This is a genomic window from Pseudomonas sp. SWRI51, from assembly GCF_014268825.1.
Classification (GTDB): domain Bacteria; phylum Pseudomonadota; class Gammaproteobacteria; order Pseudomonadales; family Pseudomonadaceae; genus Aquipseudomonas; species Aquipseudomonas farsensis.
This window is the reverse complement of the sequence record NZ_JABWRG010000034.1, coordinates 1-24,574: the sequence shown is the minus strand read 5'-3', so window position 1 is coordinate 24,574 and position 24,574 is coordinate 1. Positions and strand designations below refer to the sequence as shown.

Annotated in this window: 21 protein-coding genes; 17 read left to right on the top strand and 4 right to left on the bottom strand. The window is 60.2% G+C overall.

The window, feature by feature from the left end; all coding sequences use genetic code 11:
• Positions 1-3: 3 nt before the first annotated feature.
• From HU720_RS12525 to gltA, 3 genes are all read right to left on the bottom strand, one after another.
• Complete coding sequence (locus tag HU720_RS12525; protein ID WP_186520241.1) at positions 4-639, bottom strand: hypothetical protein; 636 nt, start codon at positions 637-639, stop codon at positions 4-6.
• A 33-nt stretch (positions 640-672) separates the two neighbouring features.
• Positions 673-1,431, bottom strand: coding sequence for a hypothetical protein (locus HU720_RS12520; protein WP_186520240.1), 759 nt, complete (start codon positions 1,429-1,431; stop codon positions 673-675).
• A 152-nt stretch (positions 1,432-1,583) separates the two neighbouring features.
• A complete protein-coding gene (gltA, locus tag HU720_RS12515) occupies positions 1,584-2,873 on the bottom strand; it encodes a citrate synthase (protein WP_186520239.1) in 1,290 nt (429 codons plus the stop codon).
• 352 nt (positions 2,874-3,225) lie between these two features.
• Between gltA and sdhC the strand changes: the two genes are divergently transcribed.
• The 11 genes from sdhC (at position 3,226) to HU720_RS12460 (ending at position 17,355) form a co-directional block, all read left to right on the top strand.
• Positions 3,226-3,612: a succinate dehydrogenase, cytochrome b556 subunit gene (gene sdhC / locus HU720_RS12510; RefSeq protein WP_186520238.1), complete on the top strand. Its 387-nt coding sequence runs from the start codon at positions 3,226-3,228 to the stop codon at positions 3,610-3,612.
• Positions 3,606-3,974: a succinate dehydrogenase, hydrophobic membrane anchor protein gene (gene sdhD / locus HU720_RS12505; RefSeq protein WP_186520237.1), complete on the top strand. Its 369-nt coding sequence runs from the start codon at positions 3,606-3,608 to the stop codon at positions 3,972-3,974. Before sdhC ends, sdhD begins: the two co-directional genes overlap by 7 nt.
• 3 nt (positions 3,975-3,977) lie before the next feature.
• Positions 3,978-5,750 carry a succinate dehydrogenase flavoprotein subunit gene (gene sdhA, locus HU720_RS12500; protein ID WP_186520236.1) on the top strand — a complete coding sequence of 591 codons (1,773 nt, stop codon included), beginning with the start codon at positions 3,978-3,980 and terminating at the stop codon, positions 5,748-5,750.
• 11 nt (positions 5,751-5,761) lie between these two features.
• Complete coding sequence (locus HU720_RS12495) at positions 5,762-6,466, top strand: succinate dehydrogenase iron-sulfur subunit (protein WP_186520235.1); 705 nt, start codon at positions 5,762-5,764, stop codon at positions 6,464-6,466.
• A 245-nt stretch (positions 6,467-6,711) separates the two neighbouring features.
• Complete coding sequence (locus tag HU720_RS12490; RefSeq protein ID WP_186520234.1) at positions 6,712-9,543, top strand: 2-oxoglutarate dehydrogenase E1 component; 2,832 nt, start codon at positions 6,712-6,714, stop codon at positions 9,541-9,543.
• Between the two features lie 42 nt (positions 9,544-9,585).
• A complete protein-coding gene (gene odhB / locus HU720_RS12485; protein WP_186520233.1) occupies positions 9,586-10,797 on the top strand; it encodes a 2-oxoglutarate dehydrogenase complex dihydrolipoyllysine-residue succinyltransferase in 1,212 nt (403 codons plus the stop codon).
• 95 nt (positions 10,798-10,892) lie between these two features.
• On the top strand, positions 10,893-12,329 hold the full coding sequence (lpdA, locus tag HU720_RS12480; protein WP_186520232.1) for a dihydrolipoyl dehydrogenase: 1,437 nt from the start codon (positions 10,893-10,895) through the stop codon (positions 12,327-12,329).
• A gap of 172 nt (positions 12,330-12,501) precedes the next feature.
• On the top strand, positions 12,502-13,668 hold the full coding sequence (gene sucC / locus HU720_RS12475) for an ADP-forming succinate--CoA ligase subunit beta (RefSeq protein WP_186520231.1): 1,167 nt from the start codon (positions 12,502-12,504) through the stop codon (positions 13,666-13,668).
• The gene (gene sucD / locus HU720_RS12470) at positions 13,668-14,552 is read left to right on the top strand and encodes a succinate--CoA ligase subunit alpha (protein ID WP_003254203.1); all 885 of its coding nucleotides are present in this window, start codon (positions 13,668-13,670) and stop codon (positions 14,550-14,552) included. The genes sucC and sucD overlap by 1 nt, the downstream gene beginning before the upstream one ends.
• Positions 14,553-15,071: 519 nt before the next feature.
• Positions 15,072-16,385, top strand: a complete 1,314-nt coding sequence (brnQ, locus tag HU720_RS12465) for a branched-chain amino acid transport system II carrier protein (protein WP_186520230.1) — start codon at positions 15,072-15,074, stop codon at positions 16,383-16,385.
• Between the two features lie 220 nt (positions 16,386-16,605).
• Entirely contained in the window at positions 16,606-17,355 is a 750-nt protein-coding gene (locus HU720_RS12460; RefSeq protein WP_186520229.1) for a DUF599 family protein, read from the top strand.
• Between the two features lie 67 nt (positions 17,356-17,422).
• Here the strand turns inward: HU720_RS12460 and HU720_RS12455 are convergent, their stop codons facing one another.
• A complete protein-coding gene (locus HU720_RS12455) occupies positions 17,423-17,710 on the bottom strand; it encodes a hypothetical protein (RefSeq protein ID WP_186520228.1) in 288 nt (95 codons plus the stop codon).
• A gap of 134 nt (positions 17,711-17,844) precedes the next feature.
• On the opposite strand from HU720_RS12455, the gene HU720_RS12450 reads away from it, so the two are divergent.
• The 6 genes from HU720_RS12450 to HU720_RS12425 all read left to right on the top strand — a co-directional run bounded on the left by HU720_RS12450 (position 17,845) and on the right by HU720_RS12425 (position 24,354).
• On the top strand, positions 17,845-18,321 hold the full coding sequence (locus tag HU720_RS12450) for a PaaI family thioesterase (RefSeq protein WP_186520227.1): 477 nt from the start codon (positions 17,845-17,847) through the stop codon (positions 18,319-18,321).
• A complete protein-coding gene (locus HU720_RS12445) occupies positions 18,318-18,776 on the top strand; it encodes a PaaI family thioesterase (RefSeq protein WP_186520226.1) in 459 nt (152 codons plus the stop codon). Before HU720_RS12450 ends, HU720_RS12445 begins: the two co-directional genes overlap by 4 nt.
• A 93-nt stretch (positions 18,777-18,869) precedes the next feature.
• On the top strand, positions 18,870-20,777 hold the full coding sequence (gene htpG / locus HU720_RS12440; RefSeq protein WP_186520225.1) for a molecular chaperone HtpG: 1,908 nt from the start codon (positions 18,870-18,872) through the stop codon (positions 20,775-20,777).
• Positions 20,778-20,839: 62 nt separating this feature from the next.
• On the top strand, positions 20,840-21,565 hold the full coding sequence (locus HU720_RS12435) for a dienelactone hydrolase family protein (RefSeq protein ID WP_186520224.1): 726 nt from the start codon (positions 20,840-20,842) through the stop codon (positions 21,563-21,565).
• Between the two features lie 54 nt (positions 21,566-21,619).
• Positions 21,620-22,636, top strand: coding sequence for an amidohydrolase family protein (locus tag HU720_RS12430; RefSeq protein WP_186520223.1), 1,017 nt, complete (start codon positions 21,620-21,622; stop codon positions 22,634-22,636).
• Positions 22,637-22,728: 92 nt separating this feature from the next.
• Positions 22,729-24,354, top strand: a complete 1,626-nt coding sequence (locus HU720_RS12425) for a methyl-accepting chemotaxis protein (protein ID WP_186520222.1) — start codon at positions 22,729-22,731, stop codon at positions 24,352-24,354.
• Positions 24,355-24,574 lie beyond the last annotated feature (220 nt).

Sequence of the window (24,574 nt, the reverse complement as noted above, 5' to 3'; positions counted from 1 at the left end):
CGGTTAATTAAGGGGGTAGATTCTCTCAATCTCCTTGCTGTAATGGTTCCCTAAGGCGTCGGTCACCTTGCGGTCTTTCGCGGGGGCATATGTCTCTGGTGCCATGATGACGTGATGATCTATCGCCACCGTGAGGGGGTCGCGGCTGCAACTTTCAAACCGCGCTGCCAGGCATGCGCCCGAGGGCGAACTGGCAATGAATGACACTATTGTCAGGTCTAGTAATCCGTTGTCAGCAATCACCCCCAGACCAACGCGAATGGCTGTGTTTCCATTCTCTAGAGGCAAAATGCAGTGTGCGCATAATGCATTGGATTGTGCTGTTGTGAGCCTTCGAAGGCAGTGTTGCAGGGTCGGTTTTCCTAGGTTTGGCTCTCTGGCAAGCAAGTCCCCCAGGGTAAAGGGCGTCTTTTGAGTGACGTGTCGACTGCTGGACGTCGTGACGAGCCAGCCTAATTTTGCAAATGCTGTCAGCAGGGTGTGTTGCCACTCCTTGGGGGTGTCGACCTTGTGTTGCTGATTTGCAATTAGTTGGGCGAGCAAAATCGAGCTCATGTACCCCTGTTGCGGTTCGCTTGCAGGTGTGTGGTCGATGAGTACTATTCCGGCGTTGCGGTAGAGGCTGGGAAACGTATCCACAGTGGGAGCCCTTTTTGGGGGTGGCCATGTCGCTCAGAGGTCGAGTTCATCGAAGAAATCGGATGAATGCTTGCCAATTTTGGCCTTTATTTGAGCCTCCAGTGCCTGGTAGTGGTCAAAGTTGAGCTCCCACTTGTTGGCGACTTGTTCCAGGTTGATGTCTGACGATTTCCATGACCAGAACCAGAAACCGCCGCTGTTACTTCTCCTTTGGTACGTCATGGCTTGGTCGTACATCACTACGTCCTTACCCTGCTGCAGGCACGGCAAGATGTTGAATGACCCGCTCTCGCCTTGGGATGCTGATTTCTGTAGTTTCGCCGTCAGTTCGGTGTTCGCCTTCAGGGCCTGGATCGCAGCGATGGTAACGTCCAGGACGCGTGAGATAGTAGGGCCCATGGCGAGCTTGAGGAGTTCGATCGCTACAAGCTCCATGTTCACTTCGGCTTCGGCTTCTTTATATTTGACAAAGTTGTTGGATGTGCCGATCCAGCCGCAATGCCTCAGCGCCTCTGAGTACGCCCCGTGCCATTCCAGGCGTTGCGTTATTTGGTTGAACGATTTGTTGGCGGCTGCTTGAGAGATCTGCACGCTGTATTTGGCGGCTTCCTTGAACTTGGATTCGAGGTTGTCGGTGAAGGTGATGATTTTGTTGTCCATGACGCCAGCGAGTGAGGGTGCGTCAGTGGGTGGGGAGGGGGCAAACGAGTCTGGCATCGCCAGGCCAGGTTGTGGGGCGGGGGCGAGCAGCTCGAGGTTGTCGAAGAAATCGTAGCTTTGGTCTATTGGCATGTTTTGCATCTCACGTGATGATTGGGTTGCACGATGGCCGTGCCGATCATCTTGAAATGCGCTGCGGGGTGTAAGGCGGAGTTGGTTCCCGGTAGGGGGAGGAGGGGGCTGCCTCAGCGTTGTGCCGAGGCAGTCCGGATAGTGCGAAAGGCTTACTTGCGGTCTTTCAGCTCGACGATGTCGCGCTGCGGCTCGCCGGTGTACAGCTGGCGCGGGCGGCCAATCTTGTACGGGCCGGAAAGCATTTCCTTCCAGTGCGAGATCCAGCCCACGGTACGTGCCAGGGCGAAGATCACGGTGAACATGCTGGTCGGAATGCCGATGGCCTTGAGGATGATGCCCGAGTAGAAGTCCACGTTCGGGTACAGCGAGCGCTCGATGAAGTACGGATCGGTCAGTGCGATCTCTTCGAGGCGCATGGCCAGTTCCAGCTGCGGATCGTTCTTGATGCCCAGCTCGCCCAGGACTTCGTCGCAGGTCTGCTTCATCACGGTGGCGCGCGGGTCGCGGTTTTTGTAAACGCGGTGACCGAAGCCCATCAGCTTGAACGGGTCGTTCTTGTCCTTGGCCTTGGCGATGAATGTGTCGATGTTGGAAACATCGCCGATTTCATCGAGCATGGTCAGTACGGCTTCGTTCGCGCCGCCGTGGGCCGGGCCCCAGAGTGCGGCGATACCGGCAGCGATACAGGCGAACGGGTTGGCACCCGAAGAGCCTGCCAGGCGCACGGTGGAGGTGGAGGCGTTCTGCTCGTGGTCGGCATGGAGGATGAAGATCCGGTCCATGGCCTTGGCCAGCGTCGGGCTGATCGGTTTGATCTCGCACGGCGTGTTGAACATCATGTGCAGGAAGTTTTCTGCGTACGTCAGGTCGTTACGCGGGTACATCATGGGCTGGCCCATGGAGTACTTGTAGACCATCGCTGCCAGGGTCGGCATTTTAGCGACCAGGCGCACCGCGGAGATTTCGCGGTGTTGCGGGTTATTGATGTCCAGCGAGTCGTGGTAGAACGCCGACAGTGCGCCGACTACGCCGCACATCACGGCCATCGGGTGGGCGTCGCGACGGAAACCGTTGAAGAAGGTCTTCAGCTGTTCGTGGACCATGGTGTGGTTCTTCACGGTGCTGACGAACTGGGCTTTCTGCTCGGCGTTCGGCAGTTCGCCGTTCAGCAGCAGGTAGCAGGTTTCAAGGTAGTCGGACTGTTCGGCGAGCTGCTCGATCGGGTAGCCGCGATGCAGCAGGATGCCTTTATCACCGTCGATGTAGGTGATCTTCGACTCGCACGAGGCGGTCGCCATGAAACCCGGGTCGAAGGTGAAGTGACCGGATGCCCCCAACCCGCGGACGTCGATGACATCGGGACCAACGGTGCCGGTTAAAATGGGCAGTTCGACGGGGGCATTGCCCTCGATGATCAACTGCGCTTTTTTGTCAGCCATGTGGCCTCCTATTAATGCTTGAAATCATCAGACAGACCCCCCACGCAGGGCCCGCACCACTATAGAGGGATAAATTCAGATGTCAATTTGCCTAAAGGCTGGTTGAAACACCCCTTGAAGCCTGATTTTTCGAGAAATTATCGCCCGTTTACGCCTTTTGTTCGCCAAAGGCAATGCGCTATTCGGGCTAGCCCCCTGCGTTGTCATGAGCAACCTAACTGTCTATACTCGGCAGCCGACTCCCAGAGGCTTTCTTGCCTGACCCGCTGGGTGTCGTCGCTCTCTCCGATGGTGGGTACCTGACCAGTACACTTACCAACAACTTTGCCCTGCTTGCTAGGGGCTCTTCAGTGTGAAAAAAGCCGTGAAAAGCCAACGACCTGTAAACCTAGACTTAAGGACCATCAAACTCCCCATTACCGGCGTAACGTCATTCCTGCACCGTGTCTCCGGCATCATTCTTTTCCTCGGCCTGGCCATCATGCTTTATGCATTGAGCAAGTCCCTGGAATCGGCTGAAGGTTTCGGTGAAGTGAAGGCGTGCTTGACCAGCCCGCTGGCCAAGTTCATCGCATGGGGTCTGCTGTCTGCCTTGCTGTATCACCTGGTTGCCGGTGTGCGCCACTTGATCATGGACATGGGCGTCGGCGAGACGCTTGAAGGCGGACGACTGGGCTCGAAAATCATCATCGCTGTGTCTGTAGTGGTGATCGTTCTGGCAGGAGTTTGGATATGGTAACTAACGTCACGAACCTTTCGCGTTCGGGCCTCTATGACTGGATGGCGCAGCGTGTTTCTGCGGTCGTTCTCGCGGCTTACTTCATCTTCCTGATCGGCTACCTCGTCGCCCATCCAGGGATCGACTATGCCCAGTGGCACGGTCTGTTCTCCAACAACGCGATGCGTATCTTCAGTCTGCTGGCCCTGGTGGCCCTGGGCGCTCACGCCTGGGTCGGCATGTGGACCATTGCCACCGACTACCTGACGCCGATGGCGCTGGGCAAGTCGGCCACTGCGGTACGTTTCCTGTTCCAGGCGGTATGCGGCGTTGCGATGTTCGCTTACTTCGTCTGGGGTGTGCAGATTCTCTGGGGTATCTGATTCATGGCTAGCATTCCAACGATTTCCTTCGACGCCATCATCATTGGTGGTGGCGGCGCCGGCATGCGCGCAGCGCTGCAACTGGCTCAAGGCGGCCACAAGACCGCAGTAGTCACCAAGGTGTTCCCGACCCGTTCGCACACCGTTTCCGCCCAGGGTGGCATCACCTGTGCCATCGCCTCGGCCGACCCGAACGATGACTGGCGCTGGCACATGTACGATACCGTCAAGGGCTCCGACTACATCGGTGACCAGGACGCTATCGAATACATGTGTCAGGAAGGCCCGGCTGCGGTCTTCGAGCTGGATCACATGGGTCTGCCGTTCTCGCGTACCGAAACCGGCCGTATCTACCAGCGTCCGTTCGGTGGCCAGTCCAAGGACTTCGGCAAGGGTGGCCAGGCTGCCCGTACGTGCGCCGCGTCCGACCGTACCGGTCACGCACTGCTGCACACCCTGTACCAGGGCAACCTGAAGGCAGGCACCACCTTCCTTAACGAGTACTACGCGGTTGACCTGGTGAAGAACCAGGACGGCGCGTTCGTCGGCGTGATCGCAATCTGCATCGAAACCGGCGAAACCATGTACATCAAGTCCAAGGCCACCGTTCTGGCCACTGGCGGTGCTGGTCGTATCTACGCCTCCACCACCAACGCCCTGATCAATACCGGCGACGGTATCGGCATGGCCCTGCGTGCCGGCGTACCGGTGCAGGACATCGAAATGTGGCAGTTCCACCCGACCGGCATCGCCGGCGCTGGTGTGCTGGTCACCGAAGGTTGCCGTGGTGAAGGTGGTTACCTGATCAACGCCCACGGTGAGCGTTTCATGGAGCGTTACGCGCCGAACGCCAAAGACCTTGCAGGTCGCGACGTGGTTGCCCGTTCCATGGTCAAAGAGATCATCGCCGGCAACGGCGTGGGCCCGAACAAGGACCACGTGCTGCTCAAGCTCGACCACCTTGGCGAGGAAGTGCTGCACAGCCGCCTGCCAGGTATCTGCGAGCTGTCCAAGACCTTTGCCCACGTCGACCCAGTGGTCGCGCCGGTACCGGTCGTTCCAACCTGCCACTACATGATGGGCGGCGTTGCCACCAACATTCATGGCCAGGCCATCACCATGGATACCGAAGGCAAGGACCAGATCATCCCTGGCCTGTTCGCCGTAGGTGAAGTGGCGTGCGTATCGGTTCACGGTGCCAACCGCCTGGGCGGCAACTCGCTGCTCGACCTCGTGGTATTCGGTCGCGCCGCTGGCCTGCACCTGGAAAAGGCCCTGAGCGACGGCGTCAGCTACAACGATGCCAGCGACACCGACATCGACGTTGCCCTGAACCGCCTGAACAAGCTCAACGAGCGCACCACCGGCGAAGACGTTGCAAGCCTGCGCCGCGAACTGCAGAGCTGCATGCAGAACTACTTCGGTGTGTTCCGTACCGGCGAATACATGCAGAAGGGCATCGAGCAGTTGGCTGGCCTGCGTGACCGCATCGCCAACGTCAAGATCAACGACAAGTCCCAGGCCTTCAACACCGCGCGTATCGAAGCGCTGGAGCTGCAGAACCTGCTGGAAGTCGCTGAAGCTACCGCCATCGCGGCCGAAACCCGTAAAGAGTCCCGCGGCGCTCACGCCCGTGAAGACTTCGAAGACCGTGACGACGAGAACTGGCTGTGCCACACCCTGTACTACCCGGGTGAGAAGCGCGTAGCCAAGCGTGGCGTCAACTTTGCGCCGAAGACCGTTCCGGCCTTCGAGCCGAAAATCCGGACTTACTAAGGGTGGCTGCTATGTTGAAAGTCGAAGTTTATCGCTACAACCCCGACACCGACGCGGCCCCCAAGATGGAGTCGTTCGACGTCGATACCGGCGGCAAGGACCTGATGGTTCTGGACGTGCTGGCACTGATCAAGGAAAAGGACGAGGGCTTCTCGTACCGTCGCTCGTGCCGTGAAGGCGTGTGCGGTTCCGACGGCATGAACATGAACGGCAAGAACGGCCTGGCCTGCATCACCCCGCTGTCGGGTGTGGTGAAGAAGGGCAAGCTGGTTCTGCGTCCGCTGCCGGGCCTGCCAGTCATTCGTGACTTGGTCGTCGATATGAGCATCTTCTACAAGCAGTACGAGAAGGTGAAGCCATTCCTGCAGAACGACACGCCGGCTCCGGCCATCGAGCGTCTGCAGTCGCCAGAAGAGCGCGAGAAGCTGGACGGTCTGTACGAGTGCATCCTGTGCGCTTGCTGCTCGACTTCCTGCCCGTCGTTCTGGTGGAACCCTGACAAGTTCCTCGGCCCGGCTGCGCTGCTGCAGGCCTACCGTTTCCTGGCCGACAGCCGTGACACCAAAACTCAGGAGCGCCTGGCGTCCCTGGATGACCCGTTCAGCGTATTCCGCTGCCGCGGGATCATGAACTGCGTGAACGTTTGCCCCAAGGGTCTGAACCCGACCAAGGCTATCGGCCACGTGCGTAACATGCTGCTGCAAAGCGGCACCTGATTCAAAAAGTTGTAACTGCAGTATGCCAAGGTGCGGGTGGTGAGCCCGCACCAAGGCAATAATCGAGCAGGGCTTACAAGGCCCTCGCTCATTACCTATGAAGATATGAGACCAGCAGGGGCTTTCCGGGCTGGTACCCGGAAGATCAGCAAGATCCAAGTGGCGTGGTTCAGTCGCTGTGTTCGGACTTTTCCATGTTTTCTGAGGTTCTCGCCGATTAGTCCCCTAACCGAGGGTGACCAAGCATGCAAGAAAGCGTGATGCAGCGCATGTGGGAAAGCGCCCACCTTTCAGGTGGTAACGCTGCATATGTGGAAGAGCTCTACGAACTCTACCTGCACGACCCTAACGCTGTGCCAGAAGAGTGGCGCACCTACTTCCAGAAGTTGCCCGCCGACGGCAGCACCGCTACTGATGTATCGCACTCGACAATCCGCGACCATTTCGTACTGCTGGCAAAGAACCAGCGCCGCGCCCAACCGGTTTCCGCCGGGAGCGTGAGCAGTGAACACGAGAAGAAGCAGGTTGAAGTTCTGCGACTGATCCAGGCCTATCGTATGCGCGGCCATCAGGCTGCCAAGCTCGACCCGTTGGGGTTGTGGCAGCGCCCTGCGCCCGTAGACCTGTCGATCAATCACTACGGCTTGACCAATGCCGATCTTGATACGACCTTCCGTGCCGGCGACCTGTTCATCGGCAAAGAGGAAGCGAGCCTACGCGAAATTTTCGAGGCGCTCGAGAAGACATATTGTCGCACCATCGGTGCCGAGTTCACCCACATCGTCGATTCCGAGCAGCGCAGCTGGTTCCAGCAGCGTCTGGAAAGCGTCCGTGGCCGCCCTGATTTTTCCGCCGATGTGCAATCGCACCTGCTCGAGCGTGTCACCGCCGGTGAAGGCCTTGAGAAGTACCTGGGCACCAAGTACCCCGGCACCAAGCGCTTCGGCCTTGAAGGCGGCGAGAGCCTGATTCCGATGCTGGACGAAATGATCCAGCGTTCCGGCTCCTATGGCGTCAAGGAAGTCGTTATCGGCATGGCCCACCGTGGCCGTCTGAACGTGCTGGTCAACACCTTCGGCAAGAACCCGCGCGAGCTGTTCGACGAGTTCGAAGGCAAGAAGATGAACGAGCTGGGCTCCGGTGACGTCAAGTACCACCAGGGCTTCTCCTCGAACGTGATGACTCCAGGCGGCGAAGTCCACCTGGCCATGGCGTTCAACCCGTCCCACCTGGAAATCGTCTCGCCAGTTGTGGAAGGCTCGGTTCGCGCCCGTCAGGACCGTCGCAACGATGCTGTTGGCGACAAGGTACTGCCGATCTCGATCCACGGTGACGCGGCATTCGCCGGCCAAGGCGTGGTGCTCGAAACCTTCCAGATGTCGCAGACCCGCGGTTTCAAGACCGGCGGTACCGTGCACATCGTGATCAACAACCAGGTTGGTTTCACCATCAGCAACCCGCTGGACGCGCGCTCCACCGAGTACGCGACCGACGTTGCCAAGATGATTCAGGCGCCGATCCTGCACGTCAACGGCGATGACCCGGAAGCGGTGCTGTTCGTTACCCAGCTGGCCATCGATTACCGCATGCAGTTCAAGCGTGACGTGGTAGTCGACCTGGTTTGCTACCGCCGCCGTGGCCACAACGAAGCTGACGAGCCTAACGGCACCCAGCCATTGATGTATCAGCAGATCAGCAAGCAGCGCACTACTCGCGAGCTGTATGCCGAGGCATTGATCCAGGCTGGCCGTATCGACGCCGAACGCGCCCAGGCCAAGATCGACGACTACCGCAATGCGCTGGATAACGGCCTGCATGTGGTCAAGAGCCTGGTCAAGGAGCCGAACCGCGAGCTGTTCGTCGACTGGCGTCCATACCTGGGCCATGCCTGGACTGCGCGTCACGACACCCGCTTCGACCTCAAGACCTTGCAGGACTTGTCCGCCAAGCTGCTCGAGCTGCCGGAAGGCTTCGTCGTCCAGCGCCAGGTTGCCAAAATCTACGAAGATCGCCAGAAGATGCAGGCCGGTGGCTTGCCGATCAACTGGGGTTATGCAGAGACCATGGCCTACGCCACCCTGCAGTTCGAAGGTCACCCGATCCGCATGACCGGCCAGGACATCGGCCGTGGCACCTTCTCCCACCGCCACGCGGTACTGCACAACCAGAAGGACGCCAGCACCTATATTCCGCTGCAGAATCTGTTCCCGGGTCAGCCGCGTTTCGACCTGTACGATTCCTTCCTCTCGGAAGAAGCGGTACTGGCCTTCGAATACGGCTACTCCACCACCACGCCAAACGCGCTGGTGATCTGGGAAGCCCAGTTCGGCGACTTCGCCAACGGTGCGCAAGTGGTGATCGACCAGTTCATCACCAGCGGCGAGCACAAGTGGGGCCGCCTGTGCGGTCTGACCATGCTGCTGCCGCACGGTTATGAAGGGCAGGGCCCGGAGCACTCCTCCGCGCGTCTGGAGCGTTACCTGCAGCTGTGCGCCGAGCACAACATTCAGGTGTGCGTACCGACCACCCCGGCACAGATCTACCACCTGCTGCGTCGCCAGGTGATCCGCCCGCTGCGCAAGCCGCTGGTCGTGCTCACGCCGAAGTCGTTGCTGCGCCACAAGCTGGCCATTTCGACCCTCGAAGACCTGGCCGAAGGTTCGTTCCAGACCGTGATCCCGGAAATCGATGCAATCGATCCGGCCAAGGTCGAGCGCCTGGTGCTGTGCAGCGGCAAGGTCTACTACGACCTGCTGGAAAAACGCCGTGCCGAGGGCCGTGAAGACATCGCCATCCTGCGTCTGGAACAGCTGTATCCGTTCCCTGAGGATGACCTGGTCGAGATCCTGGCTCAGTACACCAACCTCAAAGCTGCAGTCTGGTGTCAGGAAGAGCCGATGAACCAGGGTGCCTGGTACAGCAGCCAGCACCACATGCGCCGTATTCTGGGTCGCCACAACAAGGCACTGAACCTCGAATACGCCGGCCGCGACGCTTCCGCCGCGCCAGCCTGTGGTTACGCATCGAAGCACGCCGAACAGCAGGAAAAACTGCTGCAAGACGCCTTCACTGTTTAACGCCTTCGTGCACCTGAAACCGAATTTAAGGAAACACTGCTAATGGCTATCGAGATCAAAGCCCCAACCTTCCCGGAATCGGTCGCCGACGGCACCGTCGCCACCTGGCACAAAAAGCCGGGCGAAGCCGTCAAGCGTGACGAGCTGATCGTTGACATCGAGACCGACAAGGTCGTCCTGGAAGTCCTGGCCACCGCTGATGGCGTGCTGGGTGACATCGTCAAGGGCGAGGGCGAAACCGTCCTGTCCGACGAAGTCCTGGGTTCGATCGTGGAAGGCGGTGCTGCCGCCGCGCCAGCCGCTGCCGCCCCGGCCGCAGCCCCGGCTGGCGCTGCCGATGCGGGCGAAGACGACCCAGTCGCCGCACCTGCTGCACGCAAGCTGGCTGAAGAAAACGGTATCGACCTGGCCTCTGTTGCCGGTACCGGCAAAGGCGGTCGCGTGACCAAGGAAGACGTCGTCGCCGCCGTCGCCAACAAGAAGTCGGCACCTGCTGCCGCTGCCAAGCCGGCTGCTGCCGCTGCTGCCCAGGTTGTCGTCGCCGCTGGCGACCGCACCGAGAAGCGCGTGCCGATGACCCGCCTGCGCGCCAAGATCGCCGAGCGTCTGGTCGAAGCCCAGTCGAACATGGCCATGCTGACCACCTTCAACGAAGTCGACATGACCGAAGTCATGGCCCTGCGTTCGAAGTACAAGGACCTGTTCGAGAAGACCCACAACGGCGTACGCCTGGGCTTCATGTCGTTCTTCGTCAAGGCCGCTACCGAGGCGCTGAAGCGCTACCCGGCAGTCAACGCTTCGATCGATGGCAATGACATCGTCTACCACGGCTTTGCCGACGTCGGCGTTGCCGTCTCCAGCGACCGTGGTCTGGTAGTACCGGTACTGCGTAACGCCGAATCGATGTCGCTGGCCGAAATCGAAAACGGCATCGCTACCTTCGGCAAGAAGGCCCGTGACGGCAAGCTGTCGATCGAAGAAATGACCGGTGGTACCTTCACCATCACCAACGGTGGTACCTTCGGTTCGATGATGTCGACCCCGATCGTCAACCCGCCGCAGGCTGCGATTCTGGGTATGCACAACATCATTCAGCGCCCGATGGCCATTAATGGCCAAGTGGTAATTCGCCCGATGATGTACCTGGCGCTGTCGTACGATCACCGCCTGATCGATGGTAAGGAAGCCGTGACCTTCCTGGTGACTATCAAGAACCTGCTGGAAGATCCGTCCCGCCTGCTGCTGGACATCTAATCGCGCGGCTGTAAGCTGCGAGCGGCAAGCTTCGAGTCGAGGCTTGCCGGCTTGCGGCTTACAGCTTGCAGCTTGAAGCTAAAAAGGAATCTTTTATGACCCAGAAATTCGACGTAGTGGTGATTGGTGCAGGTCCTGGCGGCTATGTCGCTGCCATCAAGGCCGCCCAACTCGGTCTGAAGACTGCCTGCATCGAGAAGTACACTGACGGCGAGGGCAAGCTGGCCCTTGGCGGTACCTGCCTGAACGTAGGTTGCATCCCGTCCAAGGCGCTGCTGGACAGCTCCTGGAAGTACAAGGAAGCCAAAGAGAGCTTCAACGTCCACGGCATCTCCACGGGTGAAGTGAAGATGGACGTGGCTGCGATGGTTGGCCGCAAGGCTGGCATCGTCAAGAACCTGACTGGCGGTGTTGCCACCCTGTTCAAGGCCAACGGCGTTACTTCGATCCAGGGCCACGGCAAACTGCTGGCCGGCAAGAAAGTCGAAGTCACCAAAGCCGACGGCACCACCGAAATCATCGAAGCCGAGAACGTGATCCTGGCTTCCGGTTCGCGCCCAATCGACATTCCGCCGGCTCCGGTCGACCAGAACGTCATCGTCGACTCCACCGGCGCCCTGGAATTCCAATCGGTACCCAAGCGCCTGGGCGTGATCGGGGCCGGTGTCATCGGCCTGGAGCTGGGTTCGGTCTGGGCTCGCCTGGGCGCTGAAGTCACCGTGCTCGAAGCGCTGGACACCTTCCTGATGGCTGCCGACACCGCGGTGTCGAAAGAAGCCCAGAAGACCCTGACCAAGCAAGGCCTGGACATCAAGCTGGGCGCTCGCGTCACCGGCTCGAAAGTCAATGGCAATGAAGTCGAAGTCACCTACACCAACGCTGAAGGCGAGCAGAAGATCACCTTCGACAAGCTGATCGTTGCGGTCGGCCGTCGTCCGGTGACCACCGACCTGCTGGCTGCCGACAGTGGCGTGACCATCGATGAGCGTGGCTACATCTTCGTCGACGATCACTGCGCTACCAGCGTTCCTGGCGTGTTCGCCATCGGCGACGTGGTACGCGGCATGATGCTGGCGCACAAGGCCTCGGAAGAGGGCATCATGGTTGTCGAGCGCATCAAGGGCCACAAGGCCCAGATGAACTACGACCTGATTCCTTCGGTTATCTACACCCACCCGGAAATCGCATGGGTCGGCAAGACCGAACAGGCGTTGAAAGCTGAAGGCGTTGAGGTTAACGTGGGCACCTTCCCGTTCGCCGCCAGCGGCCGTGCGATGGCAGCCAACGACACCGGTGGTTTCGTCAAGGTTATCGCCGATGCGAAAACCGACCGCGTACTGGGTGTGCACGTCATCGGCCCATCCGCTGCCGAGCTGGTACAGCAGGGCGCGATCGCAATGGAATTCGGCACCAGTGCCGAGGATCTGGGCATGATGGTCTTCAGCCATCCAACCCTGTCCGAAGCGTTGCACGAAGCAGCGCTGGCAGTGAATGGCGGTGCCATTCACGTTGCCAACCGTAAGAAGCGTTAATTATAAGAAACCACGGCGGGCTGCCCGTCGTGAGTCTTGCGTGCATGACTCACCGCGGAACGTCCGCCGGACCGGATCACATGGGATAACCCGGGGTCAACGGTCACAGGTGGTGCGGCGCCGGTAATGGCGCAGCGCCGAAGCGCAGTACCTAACGAAGACGGTAAAAAGCATGAATCTTCACGAGTATCAGGGCAAGCAGCTGTTCGCTGAATACGGCCTGCCAGTTTCCAAGGGTTTCGCAGTCGACACCCCTGAAGCTGCAGCAGAAGCCTGCGACAAGATTGGTGGTTCGGAGTGGGTCGTCAAGGCTCAGGTCCACGCTGGTGGTCGCGGTAAAGCGGGCGGCGTCAAGCTGGTTCGCAGCAAGGAAGACGCCAAGGCGTTCGCTGCACAATGGCTGGGCAAGCGCCTGGTAACCTACCAGACCGACGCCAACGGTCAGCCAGTGACCAAGATCCTGGTCGAATCCTGCACCGACATCGCCAAAGAGCTGTACCTGGGCGCTGTGGTCGATCGTTCGAGCCGCCGCATCGTGTTCATGGCCTCCACCGAAGGTGGCGTGGACATCGAGAAAGTTGCGCACGACACCCCCGAGAAGATCATCAAGGCAACCATCGATCCGCTGGTCGGCGCTCAGCCGTTCCAGGGTCGTGAACTGGCATTCCAGCTGGGTCTGGAAGGCAAGCAAGTTGCTCAGTTCGCCAAGATTTTCGTAGGCCTGGCCAAGCTCTTCAAAGAGCACGATCTGGCCCTGCTGGAAGTCAACCCGCTGGTGATCAAGGCCGACGGCGATCTGCACTGCCTCGATGCCAAGATCAACATCGACGCCAACGCAATGTACCGTCAGCCTAAGCTGAAAACCTTCCACGACCCGTCCCAGGACGATCCTCGTGAAGCCCACGCAGCCAGCTTCGAGCTGAACTACGTGGCGCTGGAAGGCAACATTGGCTGCATGGTCAACGGTGCTGGCCTGGCCATGGGTACCATGGACATCGTCAACCTGCATGGCGGCAAGCCAGCCAACTTCCTCGACGTGGGCGGCGGCGCTACCAAAGAACGCGTTACCGAAGCGTTCAAGATCATTCTGTCCGACAGCAATGTCGCGGCCGTACTGGTCAACATCTTCGGCGGCATCGTTCGCTGCGACATGATTGCCGAAGGCATCATCGGCGCTGTGAAAGAAGTTGGCGTTAAAGTGCCGGTTGTTGTGCGCCTTGAAGGCAACAACGCTGAACTGGGCGCTAAAGTACTGGCAGAAAGCGGTTTGAACATCATTGCGGCAACCAGCCTGACCGACGCTGCTCAACAAGTTGTCAAAGCTGCGGAGGGCAAGTAATGAGCGTCCTGATCAATAAAGACACCAAAGTCATCTGCCAGGGCTTCACCGGCTCGCAAGGTACTTTCCACTCCGAGCAAGCCATCGCCTACGGCACCAAGATGGTTGGCGGCGTGACCCCAGGCAAAGGCGGCACCACTCACCTGGGCCTGCCGGTGTTCAACACCGTGAAAGAAGCTGTAGAAGCTACCGGCGCTGACGCTTCGGTCATCTACGTTCCAGCTCCTTTCTGCAAGGACTCCATCCTTGAAGCCGCTTTCGGTGGCATCAAGCTGATCGTCTGCATCACCGAAGGTATTCCTACCCTCGACATGCTGGACGCCAAGGTCAAGTGCGACGAGCTGGGCGTTACCCTGATCGGCCCTAACTGCCCAGGTGTCATCACCCCGGGCGAGTGCAAGATCGGCATCATGCCAGGCCACATCCACTTGCCAGGCAAGGTCGGTATCGTTTCGCGTTCCGGCACCCTGACCTACGAAGCTGTCAAGCAGACCACCGACGCCGGCTTCGGCCAGTCGACCTGCGTCGGCATCGGCGGCGACCCGATCCCGGGCTCCAACTTCATCGACATCCTGAAGCTGTTCCAGGAAGACCCGAAGACCGAAGCGATCGTCATGATCGGTGAGATCGGCGGTTCGGCTGAAGAAGAAGCCGCGGCCTACATCAAGGCCCACGTCACCAAGCCAGTGGTTTCCTACATTGCCGGTGTGACTGCACCAGCTGGCAAGCGTATGGGCCACGCAGGCGCCATCATCTCCGGCGGCAAAGGCACTGCGGACGAGAAGTTCGCCGCACTGCAAGACGCTGGCGTGAAGACCGTGCGTTCGCTGGCTGACATCGGCAAGGCCCTGGCCGAGCTGACTGGCTGGGAAGCCAAGAAGTAATACTGCGACACCCCCCCACGCGCACAGAGGCCACCTTCGGGTGGCCTTTGTCGTTATTGAATTGTAGACCCCATCGCCTGGCGAGCCCGCTCCCACGCAGAGTTTAGGGGGCACTTGCGTGTGGCCTCATCGCACGCTTGCACAGAACCATGGGATCTCCCCCAGAGCCTGGCCAAAGTCACTGTGGGAGCGGGCTTGCCCCGCGATAGATATCTGCTACAGCGAGAATTATCGGCAGCATCACTCGGATTTTTCACACAGACTAATTCCCGCACCCTGCGATAATTTCGCCTGTCCACGGTCAGCAAGACGACAAACCGCTACGTACATCGGACAAACAGCACCGTTACAGTGCGCTTGCCCGGCAAAACGGTTAATCTACGCGCTCACTTTGTGCCCGTGCCCCAAAAGGGAACGACACGCTAAACGGGTCTGGCTCATCAAGCCGGGCAACATTTCCCTCATTCATGGGGAAATTCCCTCTCGAATCCCGATTTCAGCAGTGTGGTACTACCCCAAATGAAAGTTTTGAAAGGCCAGGATATCCTGGCACTTGGCTTTATGACGTTTGCGCTTTTCGTCGGCGCGGGCAACATCATCTTCCCGCCTATCGTTGGCCTGCAGTCCGGGCCGCACGTATGGATGGCAGCCCTGGGCTTTTTGGTAACGGCCGTTGGCCTGCCCGTCATTACCGTGGTCGCACTGGCCAAGGTCGGTGGCGGGATGGACGCCCTGAGCAGCCCCATTGGCAAGTTCTTCGGCGGCCTGCTGGCGGCGGTGTGCTACCTCTCGGTAGGCCCGCTGTTCGCGACCCCGCGCACGGCCACCGTGTCGTTCGAAGTAGGTGTAGCGCCGCTGACCGGTGAAAGCCCGACTGCGCTGTTCATCTACAGCCTTGTGTACTTCCTCGTGGTGCTGGCTGTCTCGATGTACCCAGGCAAGCTGCTCGACACCGTCGGCCGCTTCCTCGCGCCGTTGAAGATCATCGCCCTGGCGGTGCTCGGCATTGCTGCGTTTGCGCTGCCTGCCGGGACCATCGGCGAGGCCCAGCCACAGTACGTTGCCGCGCCGTTCTCGCAGGGGTTCATCAATGGCTACCTGACCATGGACACCCTCGGGGCGCTGGTCTTCGGTATTGTCATCGTCAACGCGATCCGCTCGCGCGGTGTGGAATCGCCGCAGCTGATCACCCGCTATGCCATCATTGCCGGGCTGATTGCCGGTGTGGGCCTGGCGCTGGTGTACATCAGCCTGTTCCGCCTGGGCGCCGGCAGCCATGAAATCGCCGCCAATGCCAGCAACGGCGCTGCGGTTCTGCATGCCTATGTGCAGCACACCTTCGGTTCGCTTGGCAGTGGTTTCCTGGCCGTGCTGATCGCCCTGGCATGCCTGGTGACCGCCGTGGGCCTGACCTGCGCGTGCGCCGAGTACTTCAGCCAGATTCTGCCGCTGTCGTATCGTGCGCTGGTGGTCATTCTGGCCGGCTTCTCGCTGGTGGTGTCCAACCTGGGCTTGACCAAGCTGATCATGTTCTCGATCCCGGTGCTCACGGCCATCTACCCGCCGTGCATCGTGGTCGTGGCGCTGAGCTTCGTCAAAGAGCTGTGGAATTCGCCGGTGCGCATCCTGGCGCCGGTGATGCTGGTCTCGCTGCTGTTCGGCCTGGTCGACGCAATCAAGACCACCAGCCTTGCCGATAGGCTGCCAGAGGTGGTCGCCCACCTGCCGTTGAGCGAGCAGGGCCTTGCCTGGCTGGTGCCTTCGGTCATCATGCTGGTCGCCGCTGCTGCCTTCGACCACTTGGTCGGTAAGCCGCGCGAGGCACTGGCCTGACAGGTTGAACCCCGTGCGCTGACGCCGGCCACAAGCCTAATGGCGCAGCGACGGGGGCCAATCCGAAACCCCACTCCTGTTCAGGGGGTGGGGTTTTTTATTGCCATCAGCCAGCGGCAGAGGGGGTGGCAGATTTCGCCATCGCTCTGTGCCTTTTACTGCTTGCCAGCGTCGAATCCCGGTCGCCATTATCTGTGCATCTGGCCCTCGGGAACCCTGCATGAACGTGATCCAAAGTAATCTTCCTAACCTGCTGGCAGCGTGCTGGTTCGTCATCTGCTGGGGCGGCTATACCCGCTACGCCATCTGGAAGGGCCGCGACACCGCCTGCCTTGCCAGTGTGCTGCACTTGTACCGCGAGGACTGGATGCGGCGCATGCTGTTGCGCGACAACCGTATCGCCGATGCCAGCGTGATCGGCAACCTGGAGCGCAATGCATCGTTCTTTGCCTCCAGCACGCTGATTATCCTGGCCGGTATCCTCACGGTGCTTGGCGCCTCGGACCGCGCGCTGTCATTGCTTGCAGACCTGCCGTTGGTGCAGCAGGCGTCCCAAGGCATGTCGGAGATCAAGTTGCTGTGCCTGGCAACGGTCTTTGTCTACGCCTTCTTCACCTTTAGCTGGTGCATGCGTCAGTACAACTTTGCTGCCGTGCTGGTGGGGTCGGCGCCGATGATTGGCGAGCGCCAGGTGACCGAACTCGAACGTAATGCATTTGCCCAGCGGGCCTCGCGGGTGTTGTCGCTTGCGGCCAACCAGTTCAACCTCGGTTTGCGCGCTTACTACTTCGGTATGGCCATGCTCAGTTGGTTCATCAACCCATGGTTGTTCATGGGCGTTAGCGTGGGCGTGGTGTTTATTCTGTATCAGCGTGAGTTCCACTCCGATGTGCTCGAAGTGATGGTGTTTACACCCACGCCGCAATTACCGCCCGAGGCGGGCAAAGACACTACGGTGGCAGTTAACTGAAGCGTTTCATCCTTAACTAACAGGCACAAAAAAACCCGACAGCGTCGGGTTTTTTTGTTTTAAGCAATTACTGCTTGGCAGGCTCGCTCGGCGCAGTGCCTGGTGCCGGGGTAGCAGGTGCTGCTTCGTCAGCGGCTTCTTCAGCGGCTTTTTGCTGCGCTTCAGCCTGATCTTTGGCGGCTTCGGCGTTTTCCTTGGCAGCGTCGTTCATCTTATCCTGAGCTTCGCCCATTTTTTCCTGGGCTTGTTCAGCATGTTGCTGTGCGTCTTGGGCCTTGTCTTCGCTCGCTTTATCGCAAGCGGCCAGGCCCATGGTAGCGGCCAGCATCAGAGCAAAAGCAAAAGGTTTACGCATGGGGTGTTTCTCCTGGGTGGAATAATCGACTTGTACCTTCGAACACAGCCCCGTGGCATTAGTTCCACAGAAGTTACAGATATATAACCCATGGGCCTATATAGACTTTTTTGCGATTTTATGCGGCGAGGAAGATGAACCAGACGCCCTTGATTGCCATGGCCGAACGCTTTCTATCGGCGCTCAGGCATTGCCAGCTATTGCAGATGCGCGTGGTCGATGCCGATGACCAAGGCATCACGTTGATCTTGCCGTGGTCCCAGGCCATTGTCGGTAACCCGCAAACGGGCGCCGTGCACGGCGGGGCGCTGACAACGTTGCTCGATACCACCTGCGGCATGGCCACATTGTGCGTGCTGCCGCGCTTTGAGGTGTGCCCAACGCTCGACCTGCGTATCGACTACATGCACGCGGCGCAGCCGCACAAGGCTATCTATGCCCATGCCCACTGCTACAGGGTCACCCACGATGTCATCTTCACCCGCGCCAGCGCCTACCAGGACGACGCTACGCAGCCCATCTGCCAGGTAGTGGGCACGTTCATGCGCCTGGGGGGCAACATCAAGGGTGGCCTGGATGTTGGCAAGCACCTCAGTGAGCCGCGCCGATGATCCCGTTAGCCGTGCGCCAGCAACTGAACGAAGCCCACGCCCGTGGCGACTACGGCCCGTTGCTTGGGTTGATCCCTTATGCCGGGTTGATCGGCATCGAGTGCCAGCGCCAGGGTGACGAATTGCTGTTCCGCTTGCCGGCGAACCCGGACAACATCGGCAACCCCTTGCTGCCGGCTATCCATGGCGGGGTAGTGGCAGGTTTCATGGAGCTGTCGGCGGCGCTCTATCTGCTTATCCATAGCGATAGCGTGAGCATTCCCAAGATCATCGACTTTTCCATCGACTACCTGCGCGCGGCCCACCTGCGCGATACCTTCGCCCACTGCCAGCTGTGGCGCCAGGGCCGGCGGGTGACCAATGTCGCCATCACCGCCTGGCAAGCCGAGCGCGACACTCCAGTGGCCACCGCCCGTGCGCATTTCAAGATCGAGCCGCAAAAGCCCTTGAAATAGCCTGGCCTGCCCCCATCTGTTGCTCATCCGCCGTTAAATGCAGGCCGTACGGTCGCCCGGCGTCACCAACCAACAGATCGGAGTGTGAAGACGATGAGTGTGGAGACTCAAAAAGAAACCCTGGGCTTCCAGACCGAGGTAAAGCAGCTGCTGCACCTCATGATTCATTCGCTCTATTCGAACAAGGAAATCTTCCTTCGCGAGCTGATCTCCAACGCCTCCGACGCCGCTGACAAGCTGCGCTTCGAAGCGCTGGCCAAGCCCGAGCTGCTCGAGGGCGACGCAGACCTGAAGATCCGCCTGAGCTTCGACAAGGCCGCCAATACCGTCACCCTCGAAGACAACGGTATCGGCATGAGCCGCGAGGACGTCATTGCGCACTTGGGCACCATCGCCAAGTCCGGCACCGCCGACTTCATGAAAAACCTCACCGGCGACCAGAAGAAAGACTCGCACCTGATCGGCCAATTCGGTGTCGGCTTCTACTCGGCCTTCATCGTTGCCGACAAAGTCGACGTGTTCAGCCGTCGTGCAGGCCTGCCAGCAGCCGAAGGCGTGCACTGGTCGTCCAAAGGCGAGGGCGATTTTGAAGTCGCCACCGTCGAAAAGCCGCAGCGCGGCACCCGTATTGTCCTGCACCTTAAAAGCGGTGAGGACGAGTTCGCCGATGGTTGGCGCCTGCGCAACATCGTCAAGAAGTACTCCGACCACATCGCCTTGCCTATCCAGCTGCCCAAAGAGCAGCCTGAGGCAGCCGAAGGCGAAGAAGCGTCTGCGCAGGAATGGGAAACCGTCAACCGCGCCAGCGCCTTGTGGACCCGTTCGCGTTCCGAGGTCAAGGGCGAGGAATACCAGGAGTTCTACAAGCACATCGGCCATGACTTCGAGAATCCGCTTGCCTGGAGCCACAACAAGGTCGAAGGCAAGCTCGAATACAACTCGCTGCTGTATGTGCCGGCCCGCGCCCCGTTCGACCTGTACCAGCGCGAAGCGCCACGCGGCCTGAAGCTCTACGTGCAGCGTGTGTTCATCATGGACCAGGCTGAGTCGTTCCTGCCGCTGTACCTGCGTTTTATCAAGGGCGTGGTCGATTCCAACGACCTGTCGCTGAACGTTTCCCGCGAAATCCTGCAGAAAGACCCGATCATCGACTCGATGAAGACCGCGCTGACCAAGCGCGTGCTGGACATGCTGGAAAAACTCGCCAAGAACGAGCCTGAGCAGTACAAAGGCTTCTGGAAGAACTTCGGCCAGGTGCTGAAGGAAGGCCCGGCCGAAGATTTCGCCAACAAGGAAAAAATCGCCGGCCTGCTGCGCTTTGCTTCCACCCACGATGAAAGCGGCGAGCAGAGCGTTTCGCTGGCCGACTACCTGGCCCGTGCCAAAGAAGGCCAGGACAAGATCTACTTCCTCACCGGCGAGACCTACGCGCAGGTCAAGAACAGCCCGCACCTGGAAGTCTTCCGCAAGAAAGGCATCGAAGTGCTGCTGCTGACCGACCGTATCGACGAGTGGCTGATGAGCTACCTCAGCGAGTTCGACGGCAAGACCTTCGCCGACGTCGCCCGTGGCGACCTGGACCTGGGCAAGCTGGACTCCGAAGAGGACAAGAAAGCCCAGGAAGAAGTGGCCAAGGAAAAAGAAGGCTTGGTCGAGCGTCTGAAAACCGCCTTGGGCGACAGCGTTGCCGAAGTGCGTGTTTCGCACCGCTTGACCGATTCGCCAGCCATTCTCGCCATTGGCGAACAGGACCTTGGCCTGCAAATGCGCCAGATCCTCGAAGCCAGCGGGCAGAAAGTGCCGGAGTCCAAGCCGATCTTCGAGTTCAACCCGTCTCACCCGCTGATTGGCAAGCTGGACAACGAGCAGAGCGAAGACCGCTTCGCCGAGCTGTCGCACATCCTGTTCGATCAGGCGGCGCTGGCGGCCGGTGACAGCCTCAAGGACCCGGCGGCCTACGTTCGTCGCTTGAACAAGCTGCTGGTCGAGCTATCTGCTTGAGTTGATGCACAGCAAAGCCCGCTTCGGCGGGCTTTTTTCATGGTGAAGCTTGAGGAGTTTGCATGAGCAAGGTAATCGTCGAATCGCTGGTCTATCACCTGTCCGGCAAAACCTACGAAAGCCGTCTGGTCTATGAGCCAGGAGCGCTGCGCAAGCCTGGCCTGGTGATGGCGCCGAACTGGATGGGTATCAGTGAAGGTGCCGAGCGCATCGCCAAGGAAGTAGCCGAGCAGGGCTATGTGGTGCTGATCGCCGACCTGTATGGGCAATCGCTGCGCCCGTCCAATGCCGACGAGGCAGGCGCTGCGATGATGCCGCTGAAAAATGACCGCGGTGAACTGCGCAAGCGCATGCAGGAAGCCCTGGCGCAGTTGCTGGGCCAGTCCAGGGCGTTGCTGGAGCCCGGCAAGGTGGGCGCGTTTGGCTTCTGCTTTGGTGGTTGCTGTGCGCTGGAGCTGGCCCGCAGCGGCGCTGATCTGCGCGCCACGGTGTCGTTCCACGGCACGCTGGATACGCCGAACGCCGAAGACGCCAAGCGCATCCAGGGCTCGGTGTTGGTGTTGCATGGTGCGTCCGATCCGCTGGTGCCTAAAGAGCAGTTGCCCGCCTTCGAAGCCGAAATGGACGCCGCCCGGGTTGATTGGCAGCTTCTGAGCTACGGCGGCGCGGTGCACTCGTTCACCGACCCGAACGCCAACGTGCCGGGCAAGATGCAGTATGACCGCCGCACCTCTGAGCGCGCGTTCCGCGCCATGCACAACCTGCTCAAGGAAGTGTTCCAGCGCTGAACCGCCGCGAGCGCTCGCGGGTCTATTCAGTTCTGGATCCCCAAGGAACTGACCATGATCGCCCGAGCGCTCGCTTGCCTGTTGTTGAGCAGTTGCCTGCACCCGTCCGCCCAGGCCCGAGACTACCGTTACAGCGACGCCCATCTGCACTATGTGGATTTCTTCCAGGAAACCGAAGGCATGCCGGCGCTGCTCAAGGCCATGGATGCCGCAGGCGTTGAGCAGTCGATGATCTCCGGCGTTTCGGTGGCCAAGAAGTGGCACGAGGATGAGCCCAAGCGCCCGCGTTACTACGCAGGCGACGATGCCGATGCCTACTGGTACAGCGCCACCGACGTTTACGTAGCTGCTGCCCTGCAAAAGCTCACCCCAGCGCAGCGCAGCCGCTTTCACCCGTTTCTCACCGGTTTCAACCCGGTGGACAAGAACGCTGCCAGCCATATCGAGCGCATGCTCGAACTCTACCCAGGCTTGTGGCAGGGCATCGGCGAGGTGTTCACCCGCCATGATGACCTGACCGCCCTGACCAGCGGCGATACGCCGCGGGCCAACAACGAGGCCATGACGCGCATCTACCACCTGGCCGCCGAGCACGACCTGCCGGTGTTGCTGCACTCCAATGTCACCTCCAAGCGCGAGCGCAACCCGCTGTACCTGGCGGAGATCGAAGAGCCGTTGCGCAACCACCCGCACACCCGGTTCATCTGGGCCCACGCGGGCAGCAGCATGGAAATCCACCGCCACCAGACACAGATGGATTTCCTCCTGCCGGTGTTGAGCAGGCTGCTGGCGGATTACCCGAACCTGTATGTGGACCTGTCCTGGAGCGTGCTAAAGCCGTATCTGCTGGATGAGCACGGTGTGCCGCGCAAGGCCTGGGTTGAACTGGTCGAGCGCTTCCCGGAGCGCTTCATGCTGGGCTCTGACGTGGTCGGGCGCTTTGACAGCATTGGCGAGCAAATGCATGGTTTCAAGCCGTTCCTCGATGCATTGCCGCAGGAGGTGGCCCGCAAGGTGGCGCGGGATAATTTCCTGGCGGTGTTGCCAAAAGCGGCGAAGCCTGGGAACTAGGGTTTTGATATCGCGTTTTCGTCTTACGCAAATTCTGGATGGCCCGATACCTTCTATTAGCGATGGATGATCGTTTTTGGGAGGGAACCCGAATGAACCTGAGACGCTTGAACATTGCCCCGCGCGCAGGCCTTGGTTTTGGCATCATGGCGCTGTTGGTGGTGGCCCTGGGCAGCCTTGCCCTGAAGCAGATGACCGACATGCGCCAGCAGGCCGAGCAGGTCGATGACAACTGGCTGCCCAGTATCATCTCGGTCGCCAGCATGACCCAGGACATGCTGCGCATCCGCGCCCTGACCCTGCGCCTGCTGGTCAACACCGATGCCACTGCCCAGCAGCAGAACAGCACCCGTATCGATGAAATCAAAGGCCGGCTGACCAAGGCTCAGGCCCATTACGATGAATTGATCGTGCTGCCTGAAGAGCGCGAGCTGTTCGCCCGCTATCAGGCCCTGGAGAAGCAGTACATGGCCTTGCAGGCGCAAGTCGTGCAGTTGGCCACCCAGGGCCGTATAGACGCTGCTGCGACCATGGTCAACGGTGAAATGAACCACATCGCCGACCAGGTGACCGCCACCCTCAATGAACTGATCGCACTTAACAACCAGCATGCCGGGCTTGCCACGGCCATGGCCGAGGCGGTCTACAGTGGTGCGCGGGTATGGGTGTTGGGGCTGCTGGTGGCCGCGTTGACCCTAACCGTGGTGCTGGCGCTAGCCCTGACGCGCAGCATCGTGCGCCCGCTCGGGCAGTCGCTGCAGGTGGCCGAAACGGTCGCCACGGGCGATCTGACGCCGCAGATCAACGTGCAGGGCGAGGACGAGCCTGCCCGCTTGCTGGCTGCGCTCAAACGCATGCAAACCAGCCTGCGCGAGACCATCGCGCGGATTTCAGACTCTGCCGGCCAACTGGCCTCTGCCTCGGAGGAACTCAGTGCCGTCACCGATGACGCGACCCGTGGTTTGCAGCAGCAGAGCATGGAAATCGACCAGGCGGCCACCGCGGTGAACCAGATGAGCGCAGCGGTGGAGGAGGTGGCCCGTAACGCCGTAGCGACCTCCGAGGCGTCGCGCGAGTCGGACCGCATCGCCCGCCAGGGCCGCGAGCAGGTGCAGGCCACTGTCAGCGCCATTGAGGCCCTGGCCAGTGGCGTTGCCGGCAATGCCGAGGAAGTCGGTCAATTGGCGCAACAGGTGCGTGATATCAGCAAGGTGCTGGATGTAATCGGTGCGATTGCCGGGCAGACCAACCTGCTGGCTCTCAACGCTGCCATCGAGGCAGCGCGAGCCGGGGAGGCCGGGCGCGGTTTTGCGGTGGTGGCCGATGAGGTGCGGGCGCTGGCCCACCGTACGCAGACGTCTACCCGCGAGATCGAGCAGATGATCACCGCCATCCAGGGTGGCGCCGAGCGCGCGGTGCTGGGCATGCAGCACAGCGATGCCCAGGCCCGTTCGACCCTGGACGGGGCGCATGCCGCTGGCGCTGCGCTGGAGGCGATTGCCGCAGCCATCGGGCAGATCAACGAACGCAACCTGGTAATCGCCAGCGCTTCGGAGCAGCAGGCCCAGGTGGCGCGGGAGGTGGACCGTAACATCACCACTATCCGCGACCTCGCCCTGCAGTCATCGGCCGGTGCCGAGCAAACCTCGGCGGCCAGTCATGCGCTGTCGCGGCTGGCGGTTGACCTCAATACCTTGGTGCAACGGTTTTCGGTATAGCGCGGCGGGGCTTGAGGATTCCTCTGGGGGCACCTTTACGTGCAGGCCTGCTTCGGCCTCATCGCAGGCTATCGCCAGCTCCCACAGGGGCTGGGCAAGGCCTCTATATTGCGACTGTGCGCGGTTTCTGTGGGAGATTCTATGGTTTTGTACAAGCCTGTTCCCGCCAGATATATCTCCTTGTGGCGAGCGGGCTTGCCCCGCGTTGGGCTGCGCAGCA

Excerpts from the sequence above, each read along its gene's own strand:
- lpdA (WP_186520232.1), top strand. The coding sequence starts at position 10,893 with ATGACCCAGAAATTCGACGTAGTGGTGATTGGTGCAGGTCCTGGCGGC.
- HU720_RS12425 (WP_186520222.1), top strand. The coding sequence starts at position 22,729 with ATGAACCTGAGACGCTTGAACATTGCCCCGCGCGCAGGCCTTGGTTTT.
- gltA (WP_186520239.1), bottom strand. The coding sequence starts at position 2,873 with ATGGCTGACAAAAAAGCGCAGTTGATCATCGAGGGCAATGCCCCCGTC.
- sdhA (WP_186520236.1), top strand. The coding sequence starts at position 3,978 with ATGGCTAGCATTCCAACGATTTCCTTCGACGCCATCATCATTGGTGGT.
- HU720_RS12520 (WP_186520240.1), bottom strand. The coding sequence starts at position 1,431 with ATGCCAATAGACCAAAGCTACGATTTCTTCGACAACCTCGAGCTGCTC.
- htpG (WP_186520225.1), top strand. The coding sequence starts at position 18,870 with ATGAGTGTGGAGACTCAAAAAGAAACCCTGGGCTTCCAGACCGAGGTA.
- HU720_RS12430 (WP_186520223.1), top strand. The coding sequence starts at position 21,620 with ATGATCGCCCGAGCGCTCGCTTGCCTGTTGTTGAGCAGTTGCCTGCAC.
- HU720_RS12495 (WP_186520235.1), top strand. The coding sequence starts at position 5,762 with ATGTTGAAAGTCGAAGTTTATCGCTACAACCCCGACACCGACGCGGCC.
- HU720_RS12450 (WP_186520227.1), top strand. The coding sequence starts at position 17,845 with ATGAACCAGACGCCCTTGATTGCCATGGCCGAACGCTTTCTATCGGCG.
- HU720_RS12435 (WP_186520224.1), top strand. The coding sequence starts at position 20,840 with ATGAGCAAGGTAATCGTCGAATCGCTGGTCTATCACCTGTCCGGCAAA.
- HU720_RS12490 (WP_186520234.1), top strand. The coding sequence starts at position 6,712 with ATGCAAGAAAGCGTGATGCAGCGCATGTGGGAAAGCGCCCACCTTTCA.
- brnQ (WP_186520230.1), top strand. The coding sequence starts at position 15,072 with ATGAAAGTTTTGAAAGGCCAGGATATCCTGGCACTTGGCTTTATGACG.
- HU720_RS12460 (WP_186520229.1), top strand. The coding sequence starts at position 16,606 with ATGAACGTGATCCAAAGTAATCTTCCTAACCTGCTGGCAGCGTGCTGG.
- odhB (WP_186520233.1), top strand. The coding sequence starts at position 9,586 with ATGGCTATCGAGATCAAAGCCCCAACCTTCCCGGAATCGGTCGCCGAC.
- sucD (WP_003254203.1), top strand. The coding sequence starts at position 13,668 with ATGAGCGTCCTGATCAATAAAGACACCAAAGTCATCTGCCAGGGCTTC.
- sucC (WP_186520231.1), top strand. The coding sequence starts at position 12,502 with ATGAATCTTCACGAGTATCAGGGCAAGCAGCTGTTCGCTGAATACGGC.
- sdhD (WP_186520237.1), top strand. The coding sequence starts at position 3,606 with ATGGTAACTAACGTCACGAACCTTTCGCGTTCGGGCCTCTATGACTGG.
- HU720_RS12455 (WP_186520228.1), bottom strand. The coding sequence starts at position 17,710 with ATGCGTAAACCTTTTGCTTTTGCTCTGATGCTGGCCGCTACCATGGGC.
- HU720_RS12445 (WP_186520226.1), top strand. The coding sequence starts at position 18,318 with ATGATCCCGTTAGCCGTGCGCCAGCAACTGAACGAAGCCCACGCCCGT.